This is a genomic window from Haloferax elongans ATCC BAA-1513 (assembly GCF_000336755.1).
Taxonomy (GTDB): Archaea; Halobacteriota; Halobacteria; order Halobacteriales; family Haloferacaceae; genus Haloferax; species Haloferax elongans.
In genome coordinates this window covers 97,995-122,841 of record NZ_AOLK01000002.1, presented here as the reverse complement: position 1 = coordinate 122,841, position 24,847 = coordinate 97,995, and the positions used below count along the sequence as shown (strand labels likewise).

At 58.5% G+C, this 24,847-nt stretch carries 22 protein-coding genes and 2 pseudogenes; 3 read left to right on the top strand and 21 right to left on the bottom strand.

Annotated elements, in window-relative coordinates:
* Window positions 1-73: 73 nt before the first annotated feature.
* Genes C453_RS00685 through C453_RS20590 form a run of 4 tightly spaced genes read right to left on the bottom strand, consistent with a single transcriptional unit; the run spans window position 74 to window position 4,176 of the window.
* Window positions 74-1,057 carry a hypothetical protein gene (locus C453_RS00685; protein ID WP_008322043.1) on the bottom strand — a complete coding sequence of 328 codons (984 nt, stop codon included), beginning with the start codon at window positions 1,055-1,057 and terminating at the stop codon, window positions 74-76.
* 1 nt (window position 1,058) lies between these two features.
* Window positions 1,059-1,703 (bottom strand): hypothetical protein, encoded by a 645-nt coding sequence (locus tag C453_RS00680; protein WP_241430639.1) that lies wholly within the window; start codon window positions 1,701-1,703, stop codon window positions 1,059-1,061.
* Window positions 1,704-1,735: 32 nt separating this feature from the next.
* Complete coding sequence (locus C453_RS00675) at window positions 1,736-2,719, bottom strand: hypothetical protein (protein WP_008322041.1); 984 nt, start codon at window positions 2,717-2,719, stop codon at window positions 1,736-1,738.
* Window positions 2,716-4,176 carry an eCIS core domain-containing protein gene (locus tag C453_RS20590; RefSeq protein ID WP_241430638.1) on the bottom strand — a complete coding sequence of 487 codons (1,461 nt, stop codon included), beginning with the start codon at window positions 4,174-4,176 and terminating at the stop codon, window positions 2,716-2,718. The genes C453_RS00675 and C453_RS20590 overlap by 4 nt, the downstream gene beginning before the upstream one ends.
* A 102-nt stretch (window positions 4,177-4,278) precedes the next feature.
* On the opposite strand from C453_RS20590, the gene C453_RS00665 reads away from it, so the two are divergent.
* On the top strand, window positions 4,279-6,462 hold the full coding sequence (locus C453_RS00665; RefSeq protein ID WP_394295326.1) for an ATP-binding protein: 2,184 nt from the start codon (window positions 4,279-4,281) through the stop codon (window positions 6,460-6,462).
* 130 nt (window positions 6,463-6,592) lie between these two features.
* Window positions 6,593-7,186, top strand: coding sequence for a DUF4255 domain-containing protein (locus C453_RS00660; RefSeq protein WP_008322038.1), 594 nt, complete (start codon window positions 6,593-6,595; stop codon window positions 7,184-7,186).
* Between the two features lie 15 nt (window positions 7,187-7,201).
* Here C453_RS00660 and C453_RS00655 read toward each other — a convergent pair whose 3' ends face one another.
* The 7 genes from C453_RS00655 to C453_RS00630 all read right to left on the bottom strand — a co-directional run bounded on the left by C453_RS00655 (window position 7,202) and on the right by C453_RS00630 (window position 12,329).
* Window positions 7,202-7,654: a phage tail protein gene (locus C453_RS00655; RefSeq protein ID WP_007542059.1), complete on the bottom strand. Its 453-nt coding sequence runs from the start codon at window positions 7,652-7,654 to the stop codon at window positions 7,202-7,204.
* 25 nt (window positions 7,655-7,679) lie between these two features.
* Window positions 7,680-7,949, bottom strand: coding sequence for a DUF6760 family protein (locus C453_RS00650; protein WP_008322037.1), 270 nt, complete (start codon window positions 7,947-7,949; stop codon window positions 7,680-7,682).
* A complete protein-coding gene (locus tag C453_RS00645) occupies window positions 7,946-8,476 on the bottom strand; it encodes a hypothetical protein (protein WP_008322036.1) in 531 nt (176 codons plus the stop codon). Before C453_RS00645 ends, C453_RS00650 begins: the two co-directional genes overlap by 4 nt.
* A 3-nt stretch (window positions 8,477-8,479) precedes the next feature.
* Complete coding sequence (locus tag C453_RS20285) at window positions 8,480-8,632, bottom strand: hypothetical protein (RefSeq protein WP_007542065.1); 153 nt, start codon at window positions 8,630-8,632, stop codon at window positions 8,480-8,482.
* Window positions 8,632-9,078 carry a phage tail protein gene (locus C453_RS00640; protein WP_007542067.1) on the bottom strand — a complete coding sequence of 149 codons (447 nt, stop codon included), beginning with the start codon at window positions 9,076-9,078 and terminating at the stop codon, window positions 8,632-8,634. The genes C453_RS20285 and C453_RS00640 overlap by 1 nt, the downstream gene beginning before the upstream one ends.
* Window positions 9,079-9,131: 53 nt before the next feature.
* Complete coding sequence (locus C453_RS00635; RefSeq protein WP_008322035.1) at window positions 9,132-10,886, bottom strand: phage tail sheath family protein; 1,755 nt, start codon at window positions 10,884-10,886, stop codon at window positions 9,132-9,134.
* 195 nt (window positions 10,887-11,081) lie between these two features.
* A complete protein-coding gene (locus C453_RS00630) occupies window positions 11,082-12,329 on the bottom strand; it encodes a hypothetical protein (protein ID WP_008322034.1) in 1,248 nt (415 codons plus the stop codon).
* Window positions 12,330-12,513: 184 nt separating this feature from the next.
* Here C453_RS00630 and C453_RS00625 point away from each other — a divergent pair, with 184 nt between their 5' ends.
* Window positions 12,514-13,515 (top strand): hypothetical protein, encoded by a 1,002-nt coding sequence (locus tag C453_RS00625; RefSeq protein ID WP_008322033.1) that lies wholly within the window; start codon window positions 12,514-12,516, stop codon window positions 13,513-13,515.
* 103 nt (window positions 13,516-13,618) lie between these two features.
* Here C453_RS00625 and C453_RS00620 read toward each other — a convergent pair whose 3' ends face one another.
* The 10 genes and pseudogenes from C453_RS00620 to C453_RS00580 form a co-directional block, all read right to left on the bottom strand.
* Window positions 13,619-14,524 (bottom strand): hypothetical protein, encoded by a 906-nt coding sequence (locus tag C453_RS00620; protein WP_008322032.1) that lies wholly within the window; start codon window positions 14,522-14,524, stop codon window positions 13,619-13,621.
* A 275-nt stretch (window positions 14,525-14,799) separates the two neighbouring features.
* Window positions 14,800-15,777 (bottom strand): hypothetical protein, encoded by a 978-nt coding sequence (locus tag C453_RS00615; protein WP_008322031.1) that lies wholly within the window; start codon window positions 15,775-15,777, stop codon window positions 14,800-14,802.
* A gap of 4 nt (window positions 15,778-15,781) precedes the next feature.
* Entirely contained in the window at window positions 15,782-16,120 is a 339-nt protein-coding gene (locus C453_RS00610) for a hypothetical protein (protein WP_008322030.1), read from the bottom strand.
* A gap of 20 nt (window positions 16,121-16,140) precedes the next feature.
* Window positions 16,141-16,248, bottom strand: a pseudogene (locus C453_RS20940) (DUF4157 domain-containing protein); the annotation flags it as partial.
* A gap of 32 nt (window positions 16,249-16,280) precedes the next feature.
* On the bottom strand, window positions 16,281-17,180 hold the full coding sequence (locus tag C453_RS00605) for a hypothetical protein (RefSeq protein WP_241430637.1): 900 nt from the start codon (window positions 17,178-17,180) through the stop codon (window positions 16,281-16,283).
* A gap of 2 nt (window positions 17,181-17,182) precedes the next feature.
* A pseudogene (locus C453_RS00600) lies at window positions 17,183-18,217 on the bottom strand (eCIS core domain-containing protein); the annotation flags it as partial.
* Entirely contained in the window at window positions 18,145-18,681 is a 537-nt protein-coding gene (locus C453_RS20580; protein ID WP_008322027.1) for a hypothetical protein, read from the bottom strand. The pseudogene C453_RS00600 and the gene C453_RS20580, both read right to left, overlap by 73 nt.
* Before the next feature lie 364 nt (window positions 18,682-19,045).
* Window positions 19,046-20,542: an eCIS core domain-containing protein gene (locus C453_RS00590; RefSeq protein WP_008322023.1), complete on the bottom strand. Its 1,497-nt coding sequence runs from the start codon at window positions 20,540-20,542 to the stop codon at window positions 19,046-19,048.
* A gap of 88 nt (window positions 20,543-20,630) precedes the next feature.
* Window positions 20,631-22,898, bottom strand: coding sequence for a phage tail protein (locus C453_RS00585; protein WP_008322022.1), 2,268 nt, complete (start codon window positions 22,896-22,898; stop codon window positions 20,631-20,633).
* Window positions 22,895-24,847 carry a putative baseplate assembly protein gene (locus C453_RS00580; RefSeq protein WP_008322021.1) on the bottom strand — a complete coding sequence of 651 codons (1,953 nt, stop codon included), beginning with the start codon at window positions 24,845-24,847 and terminating at the stop codon, window positions 22,895-22,897. Before C453_RS00580 ends, C453_RS00585 begins: the two co-directional genes overlap by 4 nt.

Genomic DNA, 24,847 nt, shown 5'->3' with positions numbered 1-24,847 from the left:
CGTCACCCTGTACGTCGCATCCGATAATCGTGGGGCTGAGCGAAGAGCCAGTCTCCCAGTGGCTCTGAACCTACTACACCAGATCTCGTACCTTTCCGAGGAGGCTTTGCTCTTCAGGGTCGTGGTACTCTGGATAGATGTCCATGAGTTTGTAGGCGGCCGTCGATTTGAACCGACCGGTTCCCAGCACGCGGAACGGTTCCGGTGGTTCGGCACCCATCCGAACGAAGCAATCTCGCACTTGGCACTTCAGATGGTGGTCGAGGAACTCGCGGAACTCGTCGAGTGGTCCCGGGTCGACCGGCGGAAGCTCGATTTGTGTGTCTGGGTCGCGCTCGAATGGCGAGTTGTCGGGCTCGGTCACGACGTATTCGCCGTCGTCGACGTAGGAGGTGTACAGCGACGAGACCGCATCGACGTACACACCGGTCGTGAGGTCTGCTTCCTCCTCGGAAGCGAGGTCGGCAAGGTCGCTTCCGAAGGATTTCCAGTCGGCGAGTGCTTCCGTCGGAAGCGAACTCACGGCCTGGTCGTTGATACCGTCCTCGTCGAGGTCGATACCATGCGAGGCTGCGAGCTTTGCGGCTGCGTCTTCCAGTTCGGTCTCGGTGGGGTCGACACCGAGATAAACATCTTGGCGGTACAGCACGCTGTTCGGGCCGGGTGCACCAGCGGGGATGTCGATAGCACGGGGCGTCCCGTCGTGATAGCTGCGCATCTGCTGGGACAGGTCGCCGAACAGCGATTCGAACTCCGCATCAGAGAGCGCCTGAATGGCGAGTCTGACGGCGTTGATTCGCACTGGGTTGTTCGGTGGCGAGACCGTCTCGTACCCGCGGGCTGCATACACGTAGTACCGAGCAAACGCTCGGGCCTGCTCGACGTGCTCGTTGCCTTCTCGTGTGCGTTTGGCTGGCTTGTCTGGGTAGCCGTCTTGCTCGTGATAGACTATCTCCCAGCTACCTTTTTCAATTGATATTTTGTGTTTAGTCCCATTGGTATCTATGACATCAACTCCAATACCATCTTCATTTTCTCCGATGATTTCTGCATTCATATTATCTCACCCCTGTTGGGTCGTCGCCTGCACTGGTTCCGGACTCGCCAAACACAGCGTCCAGTTTCTCGTCGATAAGGTTCTCGATGTACTCTTTGGCCACGCCCATTTTCTCTGAGACGACCTCAGAGCCTTTGTCGTAGGCTTTGCCGGTGAGCGACTTGGTTACGTCGCCAGCAACACCTTTAGCCATCTCTTGGCCAACGACAGCGCCACCGAGTGTACCGATACCGGGCATGAACGCTGACCCTGCGACAGCCCCGAGAAGACCACCAACGGTACCGACTGTCCCTTGGACCGCTGCCTTTCCTACGGCCGACGCTGTCGATTCGCTATTGTTGACAGTCTCCTCGACAGTGGTCAGTCGCTCGTTGATTTGCTCGACTTCCTTGGCTAGCACGTCCGGGTCAGACGATATCTTGTCTCCGTCGTCTTTCGAGCCACCGAAGTTGAACGGGCCGACATCGTACCCGAGCCAGTTTCCGTCACTACTCGTGGCCATCCGCTGGACGTGCACGTCGGACTGCTGCATCCGGTGGATGCCCAGCTTTCCACCGCGCATCACGCGCTGGGCGGTTTCCTCGGCCTCACGCTCTAAGCGCGGGTCCGGGTCAATCTCTAGTTCACCATCCTGAAAAACAGTCACTGACTTCGACTCACTTCAGGACGACTGTTGAGTCACTGGGTGCTCTGTGCCTGTGGTTCGAGTGCGGACCAGTCGATGTCCGCATCTGGGTCGTGGTACGGTTGCAGACCGTCGTAGTGTTGCTGGATCATCGTCGAGATATCCGCGCCGGGACCTTGGACTCGGAACGGTGCCGGTGGCGTAACACCCATCTCGACCAGTTGGTCGCGGACTTGACAGTGGAGATGGTGGACCAGATACGACTGGAAATCCTCCAGCGAGTCTGGGTTGTAGGGGATGATTTCGAGAGTCGCATCTGGGTCACGGTCCAGTTGGCATGGGTCGTTCTCTTCTCGGTGTTGGTCGGTACCGACTCGCCACTGAACGTGGACTCCAGACACTGCTTCGACCCAATCCGAGGGGTCGGTGGCTGCACTCACACCGTGGTCGGAAGCGATACGTTCGAGGTCCTCGAGGATACCCGCTGCACCTGACTCTGAACCAGCGGACAGTCTTGCTACGTCGTCGAGGTACGCATCGAGAGAGTCCTCGGACGTGGCATCGACGAGGTCGTCTAACACTCCCTCGTCGAGGCCCAGATACAGCTCCTTGGCGTAGAGCATGAAGGCGTCGTCGTCCTGCAACGCTTCGTGAACGTCGACGACTGGGTCTTGCTCGGTATACTCGCTTTTGAGCTGTTGATAGAGATCACCGAAATGCTCCTCGAATGTGTCTGTCGGAAGCGCTCCGACGACTACGGCTGCGAGCGCCAGTCGATCTGGGTTCCGGTGGTTCAGGGGGTCGAACGTGTCGTATCCCAGTTTCCGGTACACGTGGTACCGCGCGTAGTTCGCCGCCTGTTGGATGTAGATTTTCTCCGCGTCGGTGCGGTTGTCTGGGTCGTCGGGGTAGCCGTCCTGTGAGTGTCCTTGGATTTTCCCATCAAACCCAACTGCAACTGTGTGTTGTGACCCCTTATTGTCTCTGACGCGTACTCCTACTCCCTGATCGTCCTCATCAATAATTTTAGCTTTCATATCTCTCCTCCATCAGCGTCGAACCGAGTACCACTGGTCTGCTCTTCACCAGATTGGAGACCCGTCTTGAGGTTGTTGAGCAGCGTTTCATTGCTGGCCAGTTGGCTGGCGAGTTTTGGATCACCAGCAATTCGTCTGGCGAAGTTCTCACTTGCAGCGAGCGACTTCCCAACTTTCTCGACGATTTCGTCCGGGACAGCTTGCTTGGAGTCTCCGATTCCAGCAGCCACCGTATCCCCGAGAATTGGACTCAAGGTTGCTGCAGCCACCCCAAGAGGGCCACCTCCCATTGCGAACGCACCGAGGGCTAAGCCTCCACCGACAGTCCCTTTCGAGAGCGTCTTCTGACCACTCTCTGAGAAGGGATTCATCTTGTTACCCATGTTCCCGAGCTTCGCCTTGAACTTGTCCAGAGTCGACAGTTTTTGGTCTTGCGAGCCGGGGATGTCCAGTTGAACATCGTTGGGATCGACGTCATCATAGGCGTCATCTACCGCCTGCCGCATCGACTCGATCTCTTTGATTGTCTCGTCGTGGCTCTGGACTGTTTGCTTCAATTCCGTGAGCTCGGCGTTTATCTCCTGAATGTTCTTGGCGTTGCTTGCGGTGACTGCGTCAGGCATCCGCTGGACGTGCACGTCGGACTGCTGCATCCGATGAATACCCAGCTTTCCACCACGCATCACGCGCTCGGCAGTCTCCTCGGCCTCACGCTCTAAGCGCGGGTCCGGGTCAATCTCTAGTTCACCCTTCTGGGGTAGCATGCTCACAGCAGCACCGGTCTGCTGGCGAACGTGCGCCAACTCGTGGGCCAGTACGTGCTGTCCCTCTGGCGAATCTGGGTCGTACTCGCCGTGGTTGAAGGCGATGTGATTGCCCACGGTGAACGCCCGGGCGTTGATGTCCTCACACGCTTTCGCAGCACTCGGGCCGGTGTGAATTCGAACATCACCCAGATTGTCACCCATGCGCTCTTCCATCGCGCGCTGGATGCTCGTATCGAGTTGCTGGCCGGGAGCAGAAATCACGTCCCGAACCGAGTCAGGAACCTGCGAATCGCCAGCCTTCGACGCTTCGTGATGCGCGCCACGACTGCGCTGGACCGACTTCGCATTCCGGCGCTCGATATCTTTCGGCACCTCGGCTGGGTGCTCCTCTTGGCGCTCGCGGAATTCTCGCATGTCCCGCGGTTTGCCCATCGTCTCGACGGTCATGCCTTCGTCGGCCCACTGCCGAACTTGGCTCGCGCCGTGGCTCTCGACGAGGCGTTGAATCTGGACGTCCATTCCGGGGCGATACGCTTCGAGGCCGAACCGAGACTCACCGTCTTGGGGCGTAGATGACTGTCTCCCCCCACCACGACTGCGGTCGGAACCACCCGTTAGCTCTTGAATTGACGGGACGGTCGAGGACTGTTGGCCCTCGCTCGTCTTCTCTTTCGCAGAGCGAAATCCCATCTTACCACTGACTTGATAGCCATCCTATATATTGTTTGTTGCCTAGCCGAATACCCAACATATATCTCGATGAATTATTAGTGCTCCGACACCTCGACGCAGATAATGAGTTACGAGGACACGATTGAACACCTACTGGACGAACTCGGGTGCCTCGACCTGCTCTTGCGCGAACACCTCGGGAATCGTCACGAGGAACTCCCGCGCTCCGAACTCGGGTTGGCTGACCGCCTGCAGTCCGGCGCGTCGCACACGCCGCCGGGGTCGACGCAGCTAGTCGTCCCTCGTCGCATCCGCGACGAGTTCGACCGATACCGAGGGACAATCGAAGAAAAGCGCACGGACGCAGTCGATGCGGGTGTTGAACTCCGACTCCAGACGCTCGTCGATGCGTTCGACCTCACTCGACAACATCTGGATGTCCTGTTGCTGGCGCTCTTCCCCGATATTGATCCCGCCGGTGCCGAGCTATTCAGCGAACTCCACAACGACGCGAGCAAGCAACGCCCGACAGTCAGTCTCGTCGCCGACCTCTTTTCGACGACGCCCGCGGCGTTTCTGACCGCGACCGACCTGTTCGGTCAGGGGTCACCACTGTCCGAATACCGTCTTCTCGTCCTCGAACCGCCAGAAGGGTCTGGACGGGCTGGTTCGAAACTCGACTACTCGCTCCGCGTCGACGACCGTATCTACGCGTTCTTGCTCGACCACGGGACTGTCGACGTTGGATTGCGCTCTCCGTCTCCTGCCCAGAGCTCCGGTGCGGCCGAGTCGTTCGTCACAGAGTCGACTGCCGACGCGACACTCGACGACCTGCTCGTCGAGGACGACACGTATTCGACACTCGCTTCGCTCCGCGACAGCGACGAGACTGCTCGTCGCCTCTACTTCTACGGCCCACAGGGGAGTGGTCCCCGACGGGCTGCGGAAGCCCTGTGCGAGGACGAGACGTATCTCCAAATTCACCTTCCGACGGTGCTGGAGGCTGGCGTCCTCGATATCGTCGTTCGCGAGGCTGCCCTTCAGGCACGGCCGGTCGTCCTCGCCGATGCTGACGAAGTGACGAAAGCGACGACAGGCGGAGCCCAGTCGCTAACGTCGATTATCGAACGATTCGACCCTGTCGTGGCCGACGTGTTCCTGCTCGGCGAATCGGCGTGGACACCCGCGGGAACCACCCGACAGGTCGTAGACGCGCTCGTCGGGTTCGACCGCCCGACGATTCCGTTGCGGCGACGGTTCTGGCGGACACACGCCGACTCGCTCCCTGACGACCTCGATGCCGAACACATGGCCAGCACGTTCGACCTAACGCTGGGGCAGATGGAATCCGCGCTGGCGGCGGCGAACACGCTCGCCGGTGACGACGAACTAACTGCTGAACACGTTCGAGAGGGCTGTCGTGCGCAATCGTCCAGCCAGTTGGCCGAACTCGCACAGCATATCACGCCGTCGGTGACTCGCGAGGAAGTCATCCTCCGAGAACGGACCGACCAGAAACTCGACCAGCTTCAGGCACACATCTCGAACCGAGGGCGAATCTACGACGACTGGGGCTTCCGCGACACGGACAAGAGCACCGGTGTGGTCGCTCTGTTCAAGGGGAAACCGGGGACCGGGAAGACGATGGCTGCCGAAGCGCTCGCCAACGAGGTCGGCATGCACATCTACAAAATCGACCTGTCCAGCGTCGTGAGCAAGTACATCGGTGAGACCGAGGAGAACCTCGAACAAATCTTCAAGGCGGCCGAACAGTCGAACGCGATTCTCCTGTTCGACGAGGCGGACTCGGTGTTCGGCGACCGGGCAGAGGTGTCGGACGCGACGGACCGCTACGCCAACGCGGAAGTGAACTACCTGCTCCAGCGCATCGAGACGTACGACGGCGTCATCCTCTTGACGACGAACTACGCCTCGAACATCGACGAGGCCTTCACCCGACGCATCAACCACACGATTCGGTTCGAGAACCCGAAAGAAGAGACCAGAGAGACGATTTGGGAGGCCGCGTTCCCTGGCGGGACCCCCACAGATGGCATCGACGCCGAGTGGCTCGCGCAGTTCGACTTGAGCGGGGGTGAAATCGCCTCGCTCGCCAAGCGAATCGCCGTCGAAGCAGCGAGTTGCGGTGCCAACTCGATTCAGATGAAACACGCCGTTCGCGTGCTCGAACGCGACTACCGAGACTCCGGTCGCGTCGTCCGAAAATCCGAGTTCGAACCGTACGCCGACGCGCTCGCAGAGCCAGCACAGGAGTCTGAAAGTCGCCGACGAAACCGACGATGAGGCGGAACTTATCGACGGTTTCGCAAGCCCCGACGCCCTCGGAATCCTTTTTCGAGCGGTACACGAACGGGCGACGTATGCGACTGTGTGAGACGCCGATGCCAACCCGACGTTTGGAGAGAGACCACCGATGACCTACGAAGCAATCCGATACGTGAGTGAAGCGCTCGTCGACCTCCTGTCTGATACTGCCGACTATCCAGAACTCCCTGTCGCCCCCGACGAAATCGAACTCGTCTCCCCGGAGGATATCGGCCCCAACTCGACCGTTCGAATCGGGTTCTATCCGTATCGCGTCCGAAAGGATGGCTCGGTCGGGTCGATGAACACGACTCCCGTGGGCGAGTCATCACGACGCGACCCGCCGTTGCCCGTCAGCATCGAGTATCTCGTGACGGCGTATCCGAGAGACGACGAAGACAACGTCAGCGGCACGCTCGGCCAACAGCAGGCGCTTGGGCTCGTTCTCCAGACGCTCAACGACGTGAGCGTGCTCGAACCGGCCGATGTCGAGGGAATCGAACAAGATACTCGAATCGCGCTGTCGATTACAGACCCGCCGTTCGACGAAGTGCTCTCGCTGTGGGCGCGGTTCGATGCCACGTATCAGCCGTCGGTGACGGTGGAAGCCTCACCAGTGATGATTCAGTCGATCAACGAAGAAGCGTTCACGCGCATCGCAGAACGCGACGTCGGCGTGCAACGGCGTCCAGAACGAGAGTGAGGTACGCGCTCGGGCTTACTTCGGTGCGCCGGACAGTTTGTTGAACTGCTTGTAGGCGAGTTCGATGGTCTCGATAGCGACACCACCCTGTCGGCCACCGATGAGGTCAGGACCACGCCACGTCGTGGGGTATGCGCCGAGGAACTGCCAGCCCCACGTGTTCGGTCCCATGTAGTTCTCTTGAACTTTGACCGTCACGTTCTTTCTCGTCACGTTGCCACTCATCACGTCCTGTATCCACTCCCAGAAGGTGACGTCGTCTGTCAATCCTCGTTGGAGGACCAGGTTGGCATGAGCGAACTGGTCTGGAAGCTGGTGGACGTACTCGTCGACACCGCCTTCTCGGTACGAGACGGTTTCCAACTGCATCGCGATTCCAGAGACTTCAGAGAAGCCGGCGACAGATTTCCCGTCTATCAAGACCTCGAAGTTGTATTGTCCGTAGGGAGATTGTGATTTTTTAGCCATGGTTGAATGGGGTATCTCGTGGCGATTACCCGTCGCGTAGTTCGTCTAACGACTTCGAGAGGACCTTGCCGCCGTCCCCAGTATCGAGGAAGTTCGGACGTTGCTGTTCGGGTTCCTGCCCCGACGCAGTGCCGTCGTTCCTGTTCATCTCATCGTTGATGTCGCTTATCTCCTCGCACCACCGCTGACGTTCCCAGTGGGACATTCCCAAGACGTCTTCGCGGCTCCACCCGAAGTGGTACGCCACGAAGGCGACTTCCTCGAACAGCACGTCAGGGTCGTGGAGGTGGATCATTCGGCTGGGTTTCCCGGTTCTGCGTCCTCTGCGATGGGCTCGTTTTCTTCCTGTGGTGCTTCGGACACCGTGGAGATGTCGCGGACGCCATCGGAGTCATCTAGAGACACGTCTGGCTCCGTCGTCGCGATTCCGTCGTCGGTCGCGTCCGTGACGTGTGCGCCGGTTTCGACCTCGACGGTGAACGGCTCACCACACTCTGGACAGGCCGTGTCGACCGCGTTCAAACCGCTGTTGTTGACGCGTTCGTACATCACCTGCAGGTACTCGAGGTCCGACACGAAGAGACTCTGGATGACGTTCTCGTCGACGGTATCGAGCGAGCCCAGCTCCGTGACCGTCCGCGCGAGCAATACGATCGTCAGATACGACGAGTTCGACTGAACACGCGGGTTGTTCAGTGGCTGAATCTCGTCTGCGGCAGTTGCGAGCCGCATCCGGCCCTCCTTGTGGAGGGTACCCTCGTCGTCGACGTATCCCTTCGGCAGGGTGAACTCGAATTCGGTCTGGAGCGTCTGATTAGTCATCTGTTACCGGCGTTGTCCTTTCGTGTTGATAATTATTCTGTTGACGTGTGCCGACGCGGTCCCGGTGTGGAGATATCCCTCGGAGTCGAGATGACACTCCTCCCGGAATCGGTCGACTGCGTAGCCGTCCGTCGGGTCAGTAGTGTGAGTGCCCATTACGAGCGGTCGACCTGCATCGTGTCGAAGTCGACGACGTACGTCTCGACTGCAATCTGGTCGCCACCGGGAGTCGCGTTCAGCGTCGGCGGGCTGTACTGGATGACCATCGCGCCCTCCATGTTGTAGCGAGCGACCGTCTGACCGGTGCGGTCCTTGAGGAGCACTGCAATCTGCTTTTTGGCGTCCTTTTCGCGACCCTCTTCGGCGGCCTTCAGCCAGTCGTCGAGCGCGGAGTTCGACTTGTCGGCGGACCGTGCGAATTCGAGCTTGGTGTAGGTGACTTCGCCCAGGTGCTTCGTTCCGGAGGCGATGTCAGTACCCTCACGGTAGTTGTGCGTCTGGACGTTCTTTTCTGGGAGTTTGACTTCGACGACGCCAGGGATGTTGGTTCCGTCGAGCTCGACATCGAATTGCGTGTTGGCGATTGGTTGAGACTTGGACATTGTTGGATGTTGTTATGGTAGTCGTTTGGTTACGTTCGGTTTCGGGTGATTCGTTAGGCCTGTTCGGTATCTTGGCTGATACGGAAGATGACGAACTCGGCAGGCTTGACCGGAGCGACGCCGATTTCGACGATGAGACGACCGTTGTCGATGTCGTCTTGTGACATCGTCTCTTCGCCACACTTCACGTAGAACGCGTCGTCTTCGCTTTGACCCTGCAGACCGCCGTTTCGCCAGACCGTACGCAGGAAGTTGTTGACAGACTGCCGGATACGGCCCCAGGTGTCCTGGTCGTTCGGCTCGAAGACGGCCCACTGGGTTCCTTCTTTGATGGACTGTTCGATGTACAGGAACAGGCGACGGACGTTGAGGTACTTCCACTCAGGGTCAGACGACGTGGTGCGGGCACCCCACACGCGAATGCCACGACCCTGGAAGCTGCGGATGCAGTTGATTCCCTTCGGGTTGAGAACGTCCTGTTCGCCCTTGGTGATGTTGTGCTGCAGGCCGACGATGCCACGAAGCGTCTCGTTTGCGGGTGCCTTGTGGACGCCGTGTTCCTGGTCCGTCCGCGAGTAGATTCCCGCAATGTGACCGCCTGGCGGGACGAGTTTCTCTCGGTTCGTGACGGGGTCGAGCACCTTGACCCACGGGTAGTAGTACGCCGCGTACGAAGAGTCGACGGGCGTCTCGATCTCAGAGATCGGGCCCGGGTTCTGCGGAGACTGCAGAATCGCAAAGCGGTCGCCCATGTTCTCACAGTGGGTGACGAGCGCGTCGGTCAGGCCCTCGACGTCGTTCTCGTCAGGAGCACAGACCATCGAAATCTCGTCGATGGCTTCGAAGGCTGCGAGTCCGGTACGGAGGCCGGGCTTGTTGACGCCTTCGTAGTCCTTGAGCGTGACTTCGCCGTCCGCTTCCGGCTTTTCGGTGATGATTTCGGCGTCGACCTCGCGTTCACCTTCGCGGACTTCTTCGAGTTCGACGACGAGGTCGTCTTTGTCGGCGCCGTCGAGTTCGAGTTCGAGGGGTTCGGCGATGCTTTCGAGACTCTCCTGTTCGAGTTCGTCGAGGTCTTCGGGGATGTGGACGACGGTCTTTTCTTCGTCCTCATCCTCCTCTGCTTCGTCTTCCTCTTCTTCGGCTTCGACAACACCACCGTCGGAGTACAGAGTGGGTTGACTGTCGCGGTGCAGCCAGGTGAGGCCTTCGACGGGCATGCCGTCGCCTTTGTACTCGATGTTGACGAGGACCGAGCTTTCGAGCTGCTTCTCGTAGAAGTTGCTCGACTGCATGTCTGCCGACAGGCCGTCGAAGACTTCCTCCACGTCAGGAGATGGGTCAGGACGGTCGCCGTGCGGTTTCTTGACCGTCTCGAGATCATCGGACCAGTAGCGGACGATGATGTCGAACTGACCGGGGTACTGGCTTTCTTCGACGATGACTGCGACGGATTCACCCCACTTGCCGGGACCAATGGCTTCGACTTCGGCGACTTCGTTACCCTGGTCGTCGGCGAGGATACCAGTCGCTACGTCGTTGACGTCGGCACCACAAACCCGTCCGACGTAACAGCGACTCCCGCCATTCTTGAAGAAGCCATCGACAGCCGAATCGAGGTTGGATGACTTCGGACTCGAACCGTAGAGTCGCTCGAAGTCGGAGTAGTTCGTGATGAGGCGAGGCTCGACAGGACCGCGCTCGGTCTGACCGAGGAAGCCAGCGGTGCTAGTGCTGACTCCTTCGACGGATTTGCTTCCGCTCTGCACCTCTTCGACGTATACGCCTGGAGACTGATATTCACTCATTTGTTTGCTGACTCCAACGGTGTCAATAATCCAATCGGTTACTGATAAATGTTACTATTTGATGAATTAATTTAAACATGTAGAACTACGGCTAACCACCCGAAAATCCGACCGGAGAGGCTATCAGCGACGGTTCAGTAGTGTGTTGATTAATGCCGGCTCAAACGATTGTAGTCGGTAAACTGGACTGGTTCATTAGTTTCCATCCATGGGTACAACGTTCAGGAGTACTTCGAGGGAGTCTGCGGCTTCACACACCTCGTCGTGTGCGTCGACTTGGTCTAACAACGACCGTCGTTCTTCGACGGCCGCTTGCATGTTCGACACGGCTCGCAAGTAATTCTCGAGACTCTCTTCGGTGGTCACTGGTTCGAGGTGGTCTCCAAGCTCGACTAACGGGTCGATGAGTGCGTCCAACTGGTCTTCGTAGTCTTCCTCGCGGACACGCACCGCCTGCAGGTCTTCGCGGGAGCGGTCTACGATACCCCGTGCGAGTTGACTCGCCTGACCGCTTTGTTCTTGGACTCTGTCGGCCAGTTCCTCGAAGAAGCGAATTCGGTCTTTGATGGTTTTCCGCATGACGTACCTCGTCAGCGACCGGCGGTCGTCTTGCAGCGTCTCGACCTGTGCTTGGAGCCCTTCCAGCGCATTCATAATCTCGTCGACGTCTTCGGGGACATCCATCGGCTCTTTCGTGACCGGAGTCCGGTGTGGATTGTCGGTGTCTGCAACGTGGTCGACGAGGACGCTAAACAGGAATTCGCTGTCGAGCACGACTGGCCGTGCTGGGGCGTCGTCGATGGGGACCCAACTTCCGTCAGGAGTACGCTCGAAGGCACCGATAAAGACGGCTGGCCCCGTGGTTCCCCGAGTCCACTGCTTCTGCTCGTACTGCTCAGAGAGCAGTTGACGGAGCGTTTCTGGAGTAAAATCGTCCGATTGGAGGTTGGGTATCTCGACGTCCGGGGTTGTCGCTACTTCGTCCGGTTCCGTCTCGTGGTACGTCAGCGTGAACGATTCGACAGCACGGTTGGATGCGGTGTCGTCGGCAACTGCACCTTCCGTGTCTGGCACTGGAATCGTCTCCATCGCAGCCTCAGTAAATTCGAGAAAGAGGTACACGGAGTCGTCGGCCGGCATCGGTACGGATTTGGTCGTGACCTGTTCGACGACGATTGGTCGGCCGTTCCCGTCGAGCGCCAGCCCGGGCGTCAGGGTGACGTCGAGGCCGTCGCTCGTCTCTGTCACAGACTGCACGTCGATGCCGTGAACGATTCCCTTTCCGTTGAGAAATCGGTTTATCGTATGTAACCGTTCGGCGTGATACGCCTGTTCTGCCTCCATATCACGGGGCGTCATCAGCTTCCCTTTGAAGAAACGGTTCTTCTGGAACTGCGTCAGGTCAGGCGTATCCGAGTCCGAATATGTTTCCTCGCGTGCCATACGATGAGTAAGTATACTGACTGTAACACTGTTTTCATATAAACTGTTTGGCCGATAGACAGGATGGTCACATTCAACACCCCACACCCACTACCAAATTCCACCTCGGACGAACGAGCCGACGCAGTCTCACAGACCGATTACGAGAAGCGACGGCACCTCCCCGAGACCCCGCATTCACAGTATGAAGGTTTCCGAACACTCCGACACGGGTCGCACAGTCGAGTTACGAATTACCGACCACGAAGACACAGCACACCACCTCACACTTTCCGCGGACGGGATGGTCGAGGACCACTGGCACGACCAGTCTCTCCCTGACGGTCAATCTCGCTCTCTCGGTGACGAAGAACGACTCGCTCGTGTCGAGCGATTCGCCAAATACTATCTCACGCGCACGACCGACGCCGACGTGCTTTCGCCCTACAGCAGTACCGACCAAATCGCCGACCCGGACCGACTTGCCGTGGCGACACTCCTCGTCGGCGCGATGTCCCAGGAGACACTCGCCTCGCATCTCCAGCCGTGTTACGACCAACTCACTGCCCACAGGAGGAACGATAACCCACCGGTTGCACCGCCCCAGGCGACACGGGACACACCGTGGCAACTCGTCGAACAGGACGTCCACCTCACGCTGGATAGCGAAGAGATTCGGCAACTGTCCGACGTACTCACCGAGATGAACGCCCTCGGCGAGATTCGACATGCGCTCGACGTCCGCCCCGACCGAGACGACTCGGACCTGTTCGCGCGCTTGACCCGTCTCCTCTCGACTGCCGGGACTACATCTGCCGGCGATGCGTCCAGCGAGCAGTTCCTCCGTGTCTCCGCCCCACTCCGAGTTCACTGGAATACAGACGACGGGCCGACATGCGTCGAGTACGGCGACAGCACAGCGTCGGATGGCGACGCCACACTCGCTGCTCGCATCCAACTCACGCCCGCCCACACGCCGATTATTTCGATGGCGGCCTTCCAGCGCACTCTCGTCGACCATCTCCGGTGTCAAATTCGGGATTGCTACGTCGGAATGGGGCTTCGACCACCGGCGGATACACAAGTGACGGGCCACGGGATTGCGGCGTGTACCGACCGCTACGACCGTGCTGACCAACTGCAGAACTACCACAACGAACACGCGATTCTCGACTGGGCCGGGCTTGCACCGCGACCGGAGTTCTAGCCCGAACCCTTCACCTTCGCGTACAATATGCGGGTTCGAATCGAAGCGATATGGTTTCCAACCGTGAACGCCCGCGCGTTGATGTTTCCTTAGACTCTGATACTCATACTGTCTCAGGGTCCCAAGAGGTAATCTCGGCCTCGCTCGACCAGTACTCCTCGTACAGCGAGCAGAATTTCTGACATTGGAACCCTTCGTAGGTTCCCCAGCCCTGCGCACGGAAGGCGACGGGTGGTTTCACACCCATCAGCAGGAAGCGATCCCGAATTTGGTAGGCGGGGTTCGAGACAACGTACTGGTGGAACGAGTCGACCGACGCCGGATCGAATGCCATCAATTCGACTCGTACGTCTGGGTCACGGTCAAGTGGTTGGTCGCCGTGGGACACCTGCTCTGAACCCTGTCCATCGTTGTGGAGGATGTGCATCTCAGAGACAGACTCAACCTCAAAGGTAAGGCCATCCATCTCGTCAGGTTCGATATCTCGAATTCCTCCAGTCACCGGTGAATCAGGTTCACCCTCGAACCGTGCGAGATACTGGTCGAGGACCGGTGGCTCGAACTCGGTAGGGTCGGGTGTGAGGTACACATCTTTCTGGTAGATGATGGCGTCGTCGGGGTCAGCGTTTGGGAACGGGAGATTAATCGACGATCCATCGTAGTGGTGGTGAAGTTGGTCTTCGAGGTCACCGAAGTACTCGTCAAACTCTGCTTCTGATAGCATCGCGATGCCGAGCAGCCCCGCTAGCAGTCGGTCGGGGTTCTCTGTTGGTTGCACCGTGTCGTAGCCACGCTCTCGGTAGACGTGCCAGCGAGCGAATCGGCGCGCTTGGTCCACGCGTTCACACTCTTCGCGTGTTCGGAGTGCTGGATTGTCAGCATAGGATTCAGATTGGTGGTGCTTTATTGTGCCATCGAATTCCATCTCGATGAGGTGTTCAGCGTCTTTGTTATCGATAACACTCAATCCGACCCGCTCGTCGTTTTCTCCAGTTATTAATCCATCCATTGTTACTTCCTCCTACTACCACTGACTCCCTGTGAATCATCTTTCATCCAGACACCCTCTCGGATTTCTCGTTCGATCTGTTCGGCACGCTGTTCAAGTGTCCCATCTGTTTTTCGCCAGATGTCCTTGATGTCATCCCAGCTCGAAATTTCACCTCTGCGCGTTTGTGCTCCTCTTGACGGTTCCCAACGCCACACTGTCTCAGCCGTTGGTCTCAACACTCCTCTGCAGCGATTGTTGCTGGTCCTCGGTCAGTGCAACGTCGCCGAGGTCGATCACGTCTCAGTCTGGTCGGTGTCGCTGCCTCGAAGCACCGACGATATCGTTTCGAGCAGCCCCTCTTTTCCATCCTGTGATGGATTGGCTAATCTACTGTCGGCGTCGTCTGGATTCCCACCGCTGATTCCCTTTCGTTTGGCGTTGATGACACTCTGTTTGCCGAGTTCCCCAAATCCGTAGTCGAACTCAAGTTCGTATCCGGGGATGTCGGCTTCTTCGAGGTGGTAGTCTTCGTAGACGGTAATCTCCTCGTTGTGGTACCGTCCTGTGAGTTCGTCGTTACCGCGGCCAAGAACTCGATATTCTTCGGGTGGTTCGAGGCCTGCACCGATGTAGACATCCCGAAGTTGGCACCGGAGATGGTAGACGACGAACTCTTGGAACACTTCCATCGATGGAACGTACTTTCCGAAGAGTTGGAGGCGCGCGTCGGGCTGTCGGTCGGGGAACGGGTCGTCGTTCCAGTCTTGCGTCTTGTCGCCGTTGTCGTCCAGATACTGGAGGTGAATGTCCGAGACAGCCTCGATTTCGTCGTTGTCATTCAGATATACGTCGATCAGGTAGAGGAGATACCCATTCTGTGGGACTGATTCTGGATGTGGAACAGGTGGAGTGACGCTGGGGTGGTTAGATAGCACTTGGTCGTAGGCATCGCTGAAGTACGATTCGAACTCCTCGACTGAGAGGTCCTCGATTGCCTGCTTGACCTTCTTAATTCCCGGGAGGTTTTCTTCGGGTGGGAATGGAGTGAACTCGGTCTCTTGGTAGACGTGGTAGCGGGCACGGCGTCTTGCTTGGCTTACGTGTTCGTTTTCGTCGGGTGTTCGATTTTCTGGTTGGTCTCCATAGCCGTCCTGTGAGTGTCCTTGAATATCGCCATCAAAACCGACAGCCACAGTGTGTTCAACGCCATTATTATCTGTGACGCTCACACCAATGCCCCGATTGTCTTTGTCGATGATTTTCACGTTCATATGCTTAGTCGAATCGAGTCTCCTCAGTCGTGTTGTCGCCCTCACTACCCGTCAGACCGCTCTCAAGCATGGAGACGACTTGCGGTAGTATAGTGGTAATGGTCGAAACCACGCCCATAGCGAGGATGACACCACCCATTGGACCGGTTGCCGTTGTACTCGCAAGGATACCCGACAGTGTCTTGTCAGCAGACGCGACCGACATGTAGTTCAGTAGAATGCTGACTGCCTGCCCTGAATACGGGCTGTCGATCTGGTCGGCGAGGTTTTTCAGCGCCTCTTTCTGCTTTTCGGAGAGCCGGATATTCGACCGGCCAATCGTCTGCTTCAGCCGGTTGTCCAACTCTCTAGTGCGTCTGGGACCATGTCGGCAGGCATTCGCTGAACGTGCACGTCGGAATGCTGCATCCGATGAACCCCGAGGTCCCCACCACGCATCACACGCTTGGCTGTCTCTTCGGCTGCAAACTCATAGTCTGTAAGAGGTTGTAACTGAGAGTCGATTACTTCGACGCTGGGTCCCAAGTAGTGATAGGTGTCCCCGCTTGGAAGTACCGGTCGTACATCGGCATCAGCTGTTGCTTTACCATCGAGTCGTGTTTCCCGAGACCCTGCACTTGGAACGGTTCTGGTGGTTCGACTCCCATCTCGATGAAGCAATCCCGGACTTGATTGACCAGATGAGATGCGAGGAACGTTTGGACTGAGTCGAATTCGTCGATGTCGACGGCCGTAAGTTCGAGACGGGCGTCTGGCTCGCGGTCGAGAGGTTGGTCGTTCCAGTGTTCTTGGCGCGAGAGCCCATCGCTGTGGAGGTAGTGGATGTCAGAGACAGCCTCGATTTTGTAGTCAGGCAGTGAGTCGCGGGGGTCTGGACCGTCACCTAAAATCTCGGCGAGCGTGTCCAGTGGGTTACTCACGTACTCGCAGAACTGGTCGAGTAGTGGCGGTTTAGTATCAGTTGGTTCCGGATTTAGCCAAATGTCTTTCCGGTAGACGATGATGTCGTCCGGGTCGGCGTCCTCAAACGGAACGTCGATCTCACCGTGCTCGTGGTGTTGCTGTATAGTCTTCTGGAGGTCTCCGAAGTAGTGGTGCGTTTCGACCTCGGTCAGGTCGAGTATGGCCATCGCTGCTGCGACCAGTCGGTCGGGGTTTTCGTACGGAGTGAGTGTATCGTAGCCTCGCTCGCGGTAGACGTGCCATTTGGCGAGACGGCGGGCTTGGTTACCGTGTTCAGTCTCTTCTTTGGTTCGTTGGGAAGGGTCATCAGAGTAGCCTTCCTGTACATGGCCGTCAATCCTTCCGTCGTGGCAGACTCCTATTTTGTGTTCAACCAGATTGTTGTCGGCGACTAGAAGGCCAAATCCGTCATCAGTCTCTTTTTTTATTTCTGCATCCATAATTAGAAGTCTATTTTATCGCTATCGGTGTTAGGTGTCCAGTCTTGCACGACTTCATCAAGCAACTCCTTGCGTAATTTCATCGCCCGTTCGACGATATCGCCATCGACTTTCCCCCAGTTGTTCTTGACCACTTCGTAGCCACCTTTGACGGCTTTGAAAAGTGGTTCAACCTTCGCAAGCAGCCAGAATGCAGTCTTCTCTCCGAGTTTTCCCAGCAATCCTCGCTCGACACCAACTTCTAGCTCGTCACGTTGGTTTTCGGTCATGGCGACCTGTTCCATCTTCTCACCGAGTTCGTTCTCGATGTCTCTCTTTTGGGCCTCCAACTCGGACTTCGAGGGCAGATCCTTTTCGAGGATCTGTTTTGCCTCCTCGTGGTCAAGGTACTCGTCAGTAATCTCGGTTGGCCCCTCGATTCGGCTGCCAGTTACGGTTCCACCCTGGGATTCGACTTCTGTCTCGATGAGGTTTTGCGCTGCGACTTCGTTCAGCTTCCGTTCGACCTCGGTCGTGTCTTGGTTGTATTGACTGAGCCACTCGCGCATCTGCCCGATGCGCCGTTCGTTTTGCTGGCGCTGGAAGTCACCAATGTCGCCTCGCTTGTTCTCGTTTTCGAGTTCGAACACCGCGAGCGCACCGAACACTTGGTCCTTCGGGACGCGCTGAACGTGCACGTCGGAGTTCCGCATCCGATGAACCCCGAGGTCCCCACCACGCATCACACGCTTGGCTGTCTCCTCAGCCTCACGCTCCAGACGCTCGTCGGGGTCGATTTCCAATTCACCAGACTGCGGCAACATCGACACCGCCCCACTGGTCTGCTGGCGAACGTGCGCTAACTCGTGGGCCAGTACGTGCTGGCCCTCTGCCGAACTCGGGTCGTACTCACCGCGATTGAACGCGATGTGATTCCCGACCGTGAACGCTCGGGCGTTGATGTCCTTGCGGCCCTGAGCGTGGGCTACTTCGGTTCCCACGACTGAATATCTGCTGTCGCGTCCCAGTAGTTCTCGTACTGTGGTCTGAACTTCTGCTCGTGGAACGCTCGGTATTTCCCCCAGCCAGTCTGTCGGAACGCAACTGGCGGTTTCACGCCCATCCGGAGGAAGCAATCACGAATCTGGTAGGCGAGGTGTGAGACGATGTAGTGATGGAACGACTCTATCTCGTCGGGGTCGAATGGGACGAGTTCGATGGTCGCGTCTGGTTCGCGGTTAAGTGGGTCAGCACCGCGCTTGGTCTGCTCACTACCCGGACCGTCCATGTGCAGGTAGTGCATGTCCGAGACCGCTTCAATCTCGAAATTTAGCGTGTCGAACTCAGTGCTGTTGAGTGTTCCCTTCGATGGAATCTCTGGCGAACCCGACTCACCCTCGAAGTGGCCGAGGTACTGGTCTAAGACTGGTGGCTCGAACTCGACTGGTTCGGGTTGGACATACACATCTTTTCGGTAGACGAGTACGTCGTCAGGGTCGGCATCCGAGAACGGGAGATCCACTGGAGTATTGTCATAGTGGCTTTCAATCTGGGCTTGCAGATCGCCGAACTGCTCATTGAAGACATCCTCTGGTAGTCTCGCAATGGCGACAAGGGCAGCTAGAATTCTATCCGGATTCTCCGGTGGGGTAACAGTGTCGTAACCCCGCTCACGATAAACATGCCACTTCGCATAGCGACGGGCTTGGTTGACGTGTTCGTTACCTTCCGGTGTACGTTTGGTTGCTTTGTCTGGGTAGCCGTTTTGGTGATGAGAATATATGCTTCCATCCCGCTCAACTTGGATATCGTGCTCTACACTGTTGTTATCGAGTACCTCTACGCCAGTAACAACTTCGTCTTCCCCATATATGGTAGCCTTCATTTTACAGGTCCCGCGGTTTGTTCTGTCCGGTATCGGCGTCGTTGACGATTTGTTCTTTAACCTGTGCAAGCCGTTCAGTTAGCGAGCCATCGGTCTGCTCCCAGAACTGACGCAGTGCCGTCTCACTGACTTCGTAGGCAGCCATAATCGGGCCCATTCCGGGGACGAGCGAAATGAGGCCCTTGACGGCAGTCCACCCGAGTTCCGCGAAGACTTCTCCACCATCGAAGTCGTTGTCGCCGTACAGTTTCTCACGTTGCTCGTCAGTGAGTGCAATCTGCTCGGCGCGCTCGCCAATATGCTCGTATAACTCTGCGATGCGGTCTTGAATCGATTCTTTCCCCGCTTCCAGGTTCACCTCTCGCTTGGTGTCTCCAGCGGCTTTCGCATCCAGGATCTTCTCATTCTGTATGTTGAGTGCCTCGTCGTGTGATTTGACGTTGTCGATGGCCCACTTGACTTCCTCTTCGATGAACTCGATACGTTCCTTGTTCTGTCGCTGCTGGAATGACCCGATAGAACCCTTCTGGTTCTCCGATTTGAACATCTCCAGTGCCTCTGGGACCATGTCGGCAGGCATCCGCTGAACGTGCACGTCGGAGTTCCGCATCCGATGAACCCCCAGATCCCCACCACGCATCACACGCTTAGCCGTCTCCTCAGCCTCACGCTCCAGACGCTCGTCGGGGTCAATCTCCAATTCACCAGACTGCGGCAACATCGACACCGCCCCACTGGTCTGCTGGCGAACGTGCGCTAACTCGTGGGCCAGTACGTGCTGTCCNTCCAATTCACCAGACTGCGGCAACATCGACACCGCCCCACTGGTCTGCTGGCGAACGTGCGCTAACTCGTGGGCCAGTACGTGCTGTCCCTCCGGCGACGACGGGTCGTACTCACCGCGATTGAACGCGATGTGATTCCCGACAGTAAACGCCCGGGCGTTGATGTCCTCGCAGGCTTTCGCGGCCTGCGGGCCGGTGTGAATCCGAACGTCGCCCAGATTGTCGCCCATGCGCTCCTCGATAGTCTGTTGAATCGAGCTATCGAGTTGCTGGCCGGGCGAGGAAATCACGTCCCGAACCGAGTCGGGGACCTGCGCGTCACCGGCTTTCGACGCTTCGTGGTGTGCGTTGCGACTGCGCTGGACTGATTTCGCGTTCCGGCGCTCGATGTCAGTCGGCACTTCCGCCGGGCGCGCTTCCTGACGCTCGCGGAATTCTCGCATGTCTCGCGGCTTGCCCATCGTCTCGACGGTCATGCCCTCGTCGGCCCACTGCCGAACTTGGCCTGCGCCGTGGCTATCCGCGAGACGCTGGACCGTTACCTCCAGTCCGTCTCTGTACATATCGAGGCCGAAGAGGTTCTCACACTCCGTCGCCGACAGGCGGGGACCTCGCCGACGGCGTCGGTGTTGTGACGAATCCGCTTCGTCACGACTCCAAACGGAGGACCGCTCGGCCTCTGTGGTGCTCTCTCGTGCGGTCCGAAATCCCATCGTTACGACGGATTGACATTCAGACTATTAATTCTTTATTGCTGAAGCGAGTGGGAGAAAATCAGCGACTTCCGACAGTCGAATCGAGCTATTCCACAGCGCCGCGAGGCGTGAGGACGGTGTCCTCGCCGAGTCGGGCTTCGCCCATCGAGAACTCCCGCGACGCCAGATGACTGTTGAGCCCGAGGAACGAACTCTCACCGAGCGTGAACTCGTCTTCCATCTCGACGACGGTTCCGTTGACGTGTGCCGGACTCTCCGCGTCGATGATGTCCTGCAGCGCTTCGACCTGTTCGTCGGAGTCGAGTGAGCCACAGAACAGTGCGAACGACCGACTCCCGGAGAGGAACGACCCGTACTGTCTGTCGACGACGTCCTCGTCGAGCGCGCTCAGGTCGGTCTGCTCCACAAAGAACAGCCGATAGTCCGAGACGCCGTTCTTCGGAGTGGTCTGGTCTGTCTCGAACCCCGACTGTGCGTTCGTGTCGGAACTGGCGCGGACAGGCTTCGATGGTTCGGGGAGTGACTGCTGCAGCGGATTACTAACTCTCGGGTTCGTATGCCGGAGATACAACTCGATTAGTTCGAGGAGTCCGGCTTTCGTCCCTCGCTTCTTGTACAGTTCTGGGGCGCGGGCCAGCAGTTCGCGCCGGGCGCTCTCGGGCCAGTCTTGGCCGAGGTCCGCAGCGAGCCACCCCTCCAACCATTCGAGAGACTCGCTCGCCACGCCATAGGGGTCGAAGTGCGTGCCGATAGACTCGATTTCCGACTCGATATCGACGAAGGAACTCTCCATCACCGAGAGGTACCGTTTGAGGAACGCCGCAGACTGCTCGTCCTCTTGGTAAATCTCGGGCATGTGGCGGAGGTACGACGTCCGGGGGCAGTACGCACGCACCGAATCGACCAGTGGCGACGCGTCTGGCGTCCCGAGCAGTTCGACGGCGACGTACAGATACCGCCCGTTGGCGTCGTCCAAGAGGATGTCCTCGGGGTCGATGACGTCGCTTGTAGTCCACTCAGACGCCGCGTGCGACGCCAGCACCGTGCGTCCCTCTGCCTGCCACGAGTGGATGTCGTTTCGGGTGAATGCTGCATCCTGCGGCACGAGGGCGTCGGGCTCTGCTGTGACGAACTCCCACATCGATTCGATACCCAGTCCGCGAACCGTCGACGCCTCGGCTTGCGACATTTCCTCGAAACAGTCGGCGTCGAACGCCACGAGAGGTGGCTCGTCAGTCGCTCGGTATCGAACTCGAACTTGCGTACTGGCAGATGACCGAATGATGTCGAGCGTCACCCGATGCCAGTCGATATCCTTCGTCCCCGAGTCGTACCGGAGTATCGCGGTTCCGACGTGGCGGTTCTGTCGAGGGTGGTTCACGTACTGGTCGAGCGCACGGAAGCCATGACACGTGCGTTCTTCGCCAGTCACGACGTGGAGCGTCTGGGTGTCTGGGTCTCCAGACTGTGCAACCATCTTGCGAGGATACGCTTCGAGCGCGACCCGCTGGTCGAACGTTTCCGTTGCCGGGTCGTAGACGAATATCCCGTGTTCGTCACCGCCTTCGGCGTCGATAGGACCCGAGACGACAGGTTTCTCACCCAACGTTGTCACACAAGTGGGCGTGAACGTCTCGTCGCCGAAGTCGAACGTCCCGTCGGGGCCCAGTGTCGAATCGGAGGTGGTCGACCCCGAGGGTCCAAGGACCCGGAGTGATAGCTCGGCGTCTGTGAGTTCGCCCGTCGTGCCGGTTTCGTCCGTCGTACCGGCTTTGCCTGCTGTACCGGCGTCGCCACCATATCTGTCCAACACGTAGAGCGCTCCCTCCCGGGCCGCGAAATCGACGGGGTCGGTGAGTTCGTCGCCGAAGGCGGTGTCTGCTGTTCCGCTCCGGTCGACAGCAACGAGTCCGCCCGCAGTGAGTGCGTAGATTGTCCCGGACGCGTACGCGAGAGCCGTGGGCTCGTCGAGGTCGGGCTGGAGCGTCCCGACGACACGGTGGAGTCGCGGTGAGAGCGCCGTAATCGTCCCATCTGTCGCGTCGCACACGAACACTCTGTTCGAACTCGCGCAAATCGCACGCGGGTCTCGAACCGCTCTGTCGGTGCCCTTGAGCAGTCGCTCTCGGAACCCGGTCGCCGGGTCGTACCGATAGACAGCACCGTTGGTTCGGAGTGTGTACAGGATTCCGTCGGGGTCGGCGGCGATGTCGCGGACCTCCGATACGACCTCGGTTCGTCTCGTCGTCGTCTTCGTCGCGAGGCGAACACCGCCGTTTCGGAGTTCGACGTTGTCCAGCACGCCGTTCGACCAATCTGCGTCACTCGTCGTCGTCGTATACGAGAATTTCACGGGTATCGTCCTCCATCATCCGCTGCTGGAATCGTCAAGTTCGTCGAGACGTTCACCACGGAAAACAGTTCTTGGTCTCCGATAGCGACGGCGTCTTCGAGTGCTGCCCCACCGTGTGCGGTGATGTCGATGTCCGAGACGTAGTCGATGCCATCGAGAGATGCAACGTGGTCGGCTATCGCTTCGGTCTGCAGACTACGGCCAAACGGCCATCCCTCTCCGTCGAAGCCAATGAGTGGGTGAACGTAGGACTCGATGACCGCCCGTACGTCTTCCTCGTAACCGTTCTCGGTGTATCTCGGGCGTGCCTGTCCAGTGACGGTGATGTCGAGGCCAACGTACGTCGGTCCGGTGACGGTCACTCTGTCACCGAGCATGGCCCGCTCGGTGACGTGGCGACGGACGGCGTCGAGAAAGCCATCGCTCGGCGTCGGTCGTGAAACGTCCGGTGGTGCGTACGGAACCACGACGACGATAACGCGGTCGCCATCGACGAGGACGTTCGTCTGACCGACTCTCACACCCGGCGTCCGCGACGCAATCGCCTCGTAATCGTCGACTGTCACACCGCGGTACGGTGTCCGAAGGTCCTGACGAACGCGTTCGAGCGCTTCCGAAATCGTCTCGCGGTCGCTTCCTCCAGTGGCAGCACCCGCCGCCGTGAGTTCGATGTCGCCGAGCGACGTGGTTTCCGTGAGTGACTTCGTCGGGTCTTCGAACTGCCAGCCTGCACTAGGTGAGACGTTCCCGTCGGCACCGCCGCCGTAGACGTAGTCTGCGCTGATGGTCGCGCTGGACGGCGGTATTCGGCCGCGTTCGCCATCACCGAACGTGATTCGTCCCGTCTTTCGGTCGAGGACGTAATGCGGGTCGGTTGGCCCGGACGCGTCGAAATCAGGCACTTCGACGAACTGCTCTCCGTCGACGCGAACGTCGGCCCAGAGAATCGGCGTATGTTCGGTTTCGTAGGTCTGCCCATCGAGTGCGGTCGGCTCACCGAGCGCCGCGACCTGTTCGAGCACTTCGTTCGTGACGGTTGCACGGTGGCTCGCCTCGACGACGTTTGGTTCGATTCGGTCCACTTGCGGTGGAATCTCGTACCCTGCGGTCTCAACACGGCACCTGAACCACGCGAGGTCTGACGACTCGACGTCGTCCGGGGCCTCGGCAGTCTGTCTGGTGGGGCCATGGCTGTCTTCACAGAGTGCCAGTTCGATTGCACCACCCTCGTAGAGGGACTTCGTTCCGTCCGCGACAACGTCGAGTCGTACCCAACTGTCGCTGCTCGGTGGTCGATACTCCCACTGCAGTTCGACCGATGGCTCGAAGAACGACTCTCCGGTCGGACTCACCGTGGGTTCCGGGAGGTCGTCGTCGTGATACTCGACGACGAGGGTGAACGAATTCGACTCGGCAAACGGGTCACCATCGAAGCCGATATACATCGTATCCCCGCGTTCGACCGTGTTCCCGAACGCCCGATAGAACATCCCGTCTGTCGCGTTTTCTTGGCTGTTGTCGGTTTTTCCGCTCTCGTCGACGGTGACGATTCGGTCGAGTGTGGCGTCGGTGAGCACGACGTCGTGGTCCGTCTCGAACCGGTAGGTGTCGTTGGTCCCGTCGGTGACGAGGAATCTCGTTCCTGCCGGGAGTCTCGTTCCAGACGCGGCTTCAGGCGGCGACAGCGACAGTCGCGCCGACGCTGCTTCCTGAAGCTGTTTTTGGTGGCCCATCAACTGGAGGTACTTCTCACGGTGCTCGTCCGTGATTTGGTCCAGTTGGTAAGTGTACGTCTCGGTGACCCACGCGAGGACCTCGAGCATAGTGATACCCGGGTCGTGTGGGTTGAAGTCCGTCCAGTCGTCTGAGTAGGCCGGAATCAGCTTCTTCGCCTGTTCGAGATACTCTTCGTAGGACCTGTCGTCGAGGATTGGGGTGTCGATTCCCAT

What these genes read in the sequence shown, in the direction of transcription:
- C453_RS00685 (WP_008322043.1), bottom strand. Translation starts at nt 1,057, where the DNA reads ATGAATGCAGAAATCATCGGAGAAAATGAAGATGGTATTGGAGTTGAT.
- C453_RS00650 (WP_008322037.1), bottom strand. Translation starts at nt 7,949, where the DNA reads ATGATCCACCTCCACGACCCTGACGTGCTGTTCGAGGAAGTCGCCTTC.
- C453_RS00660 (WP_008322038.1), top strand. Translation starts at nt 6,593, where the DNA reads ATGACCTACGAAGCAATCCGATACGTGAGTGAAGCGCTCGTCGACCTC.
- C453_RS00675 (WP_008322041.1), bottom strand. Translation starts at nt 2,719, where the DNA reads ATGAAAGCTAAAATTATTGATGAGGACGATCAGGGAGTAGGAGTACGC.
- C453_RS00645 (WP_008322036.1), bottom strand. Translation starts at nt 8,476, where the DNA reads ATGACTAATCAGACGCTCCAGACCGAATTCGAGTTCACCCTGCCGAAG.
- C453_RS00615 (WP_008322031.1), bottom strand. Translation starts at nt 15,777, where the DNA reads ATGAACGTGAAAATCATCGACAAAGACAATCGGGGCATTGGTGTGAGC.
- C453_RS00640 (WP_007542067.1), bottom strand. Translation starts at nt 9,078, where the DNA reads ATGTCCAAGTCTCAACCAATCGCCAACACGCAATTCGATGTCGAGCTC.
- C453_RS00635 (WP_008322035.1), bottom strand. Translation starts at nt 10,886, where the DNA reads ATGAGTGAATATCAGTCTCCAGGCGTATACGTCGAAGAGGTGCAGAGC.
- C453_RS00625 (WP_008322033.1), top strand. Translation starts at nt 12,514, where the DNA reads ATGAAGGTTTCCGAACACTCCGACACGGGTCGCACAGTCGAGTTACGA.
- C453_RS00605 (WP_241430637.1), bottom strand. Translation starts at nt 17,180, where the DNA reads ATGGATGCAGAAATAAAAAAAGAGACTGATGACGGATTTGGCCTTCTA.
- C453_RS20285 (WP_007542065.1), bottom strand. Translation starts at nt 8,632, where the DNA reads ATGGGCACTCACACTACTGACCCGACGGACGGCTACGCAGTCGACCGA.
- C453_RS00580 (WP_008322021.1), bottom strand. Translation starts at nt 24,847, where the DNA reads ATGGGAATCGACACCCCAATCCTCGACGACAGGTCCTACGAAGAGTAT.
- C453_RS00620 (WP_008322032.1), bottom strand. Translation starts at nt 14,524, where the DNA reads ATGGATGGATTAATAACTGGAGAAAACGACGAGCGGGTCGGATTGAGT.
- C453_RS20590 (WP_241430638.1), bottom strand. Translation starts at nt 4,176, where the DNA reads ATGGGATTTCGCTCTGCGAAAGAGAAGACGAGCGAGGGCCAACAGTCC.
- C453_RS00630 (WP_008322034.1), bottom strand. Translation starts at nt 12,329, where the DNA reads ATGGCACGCGAGGAAACATATTCGGACTCGGATACGCCTGACCTGACG.
- C453_RS00655 (WP_007542059.1), bottom strand. Translation starts at nt 7,654, where the DNA reads ATGGCTAAAAAATCACAATCTCCCTACGGACAATACAACTTCGAGGTC.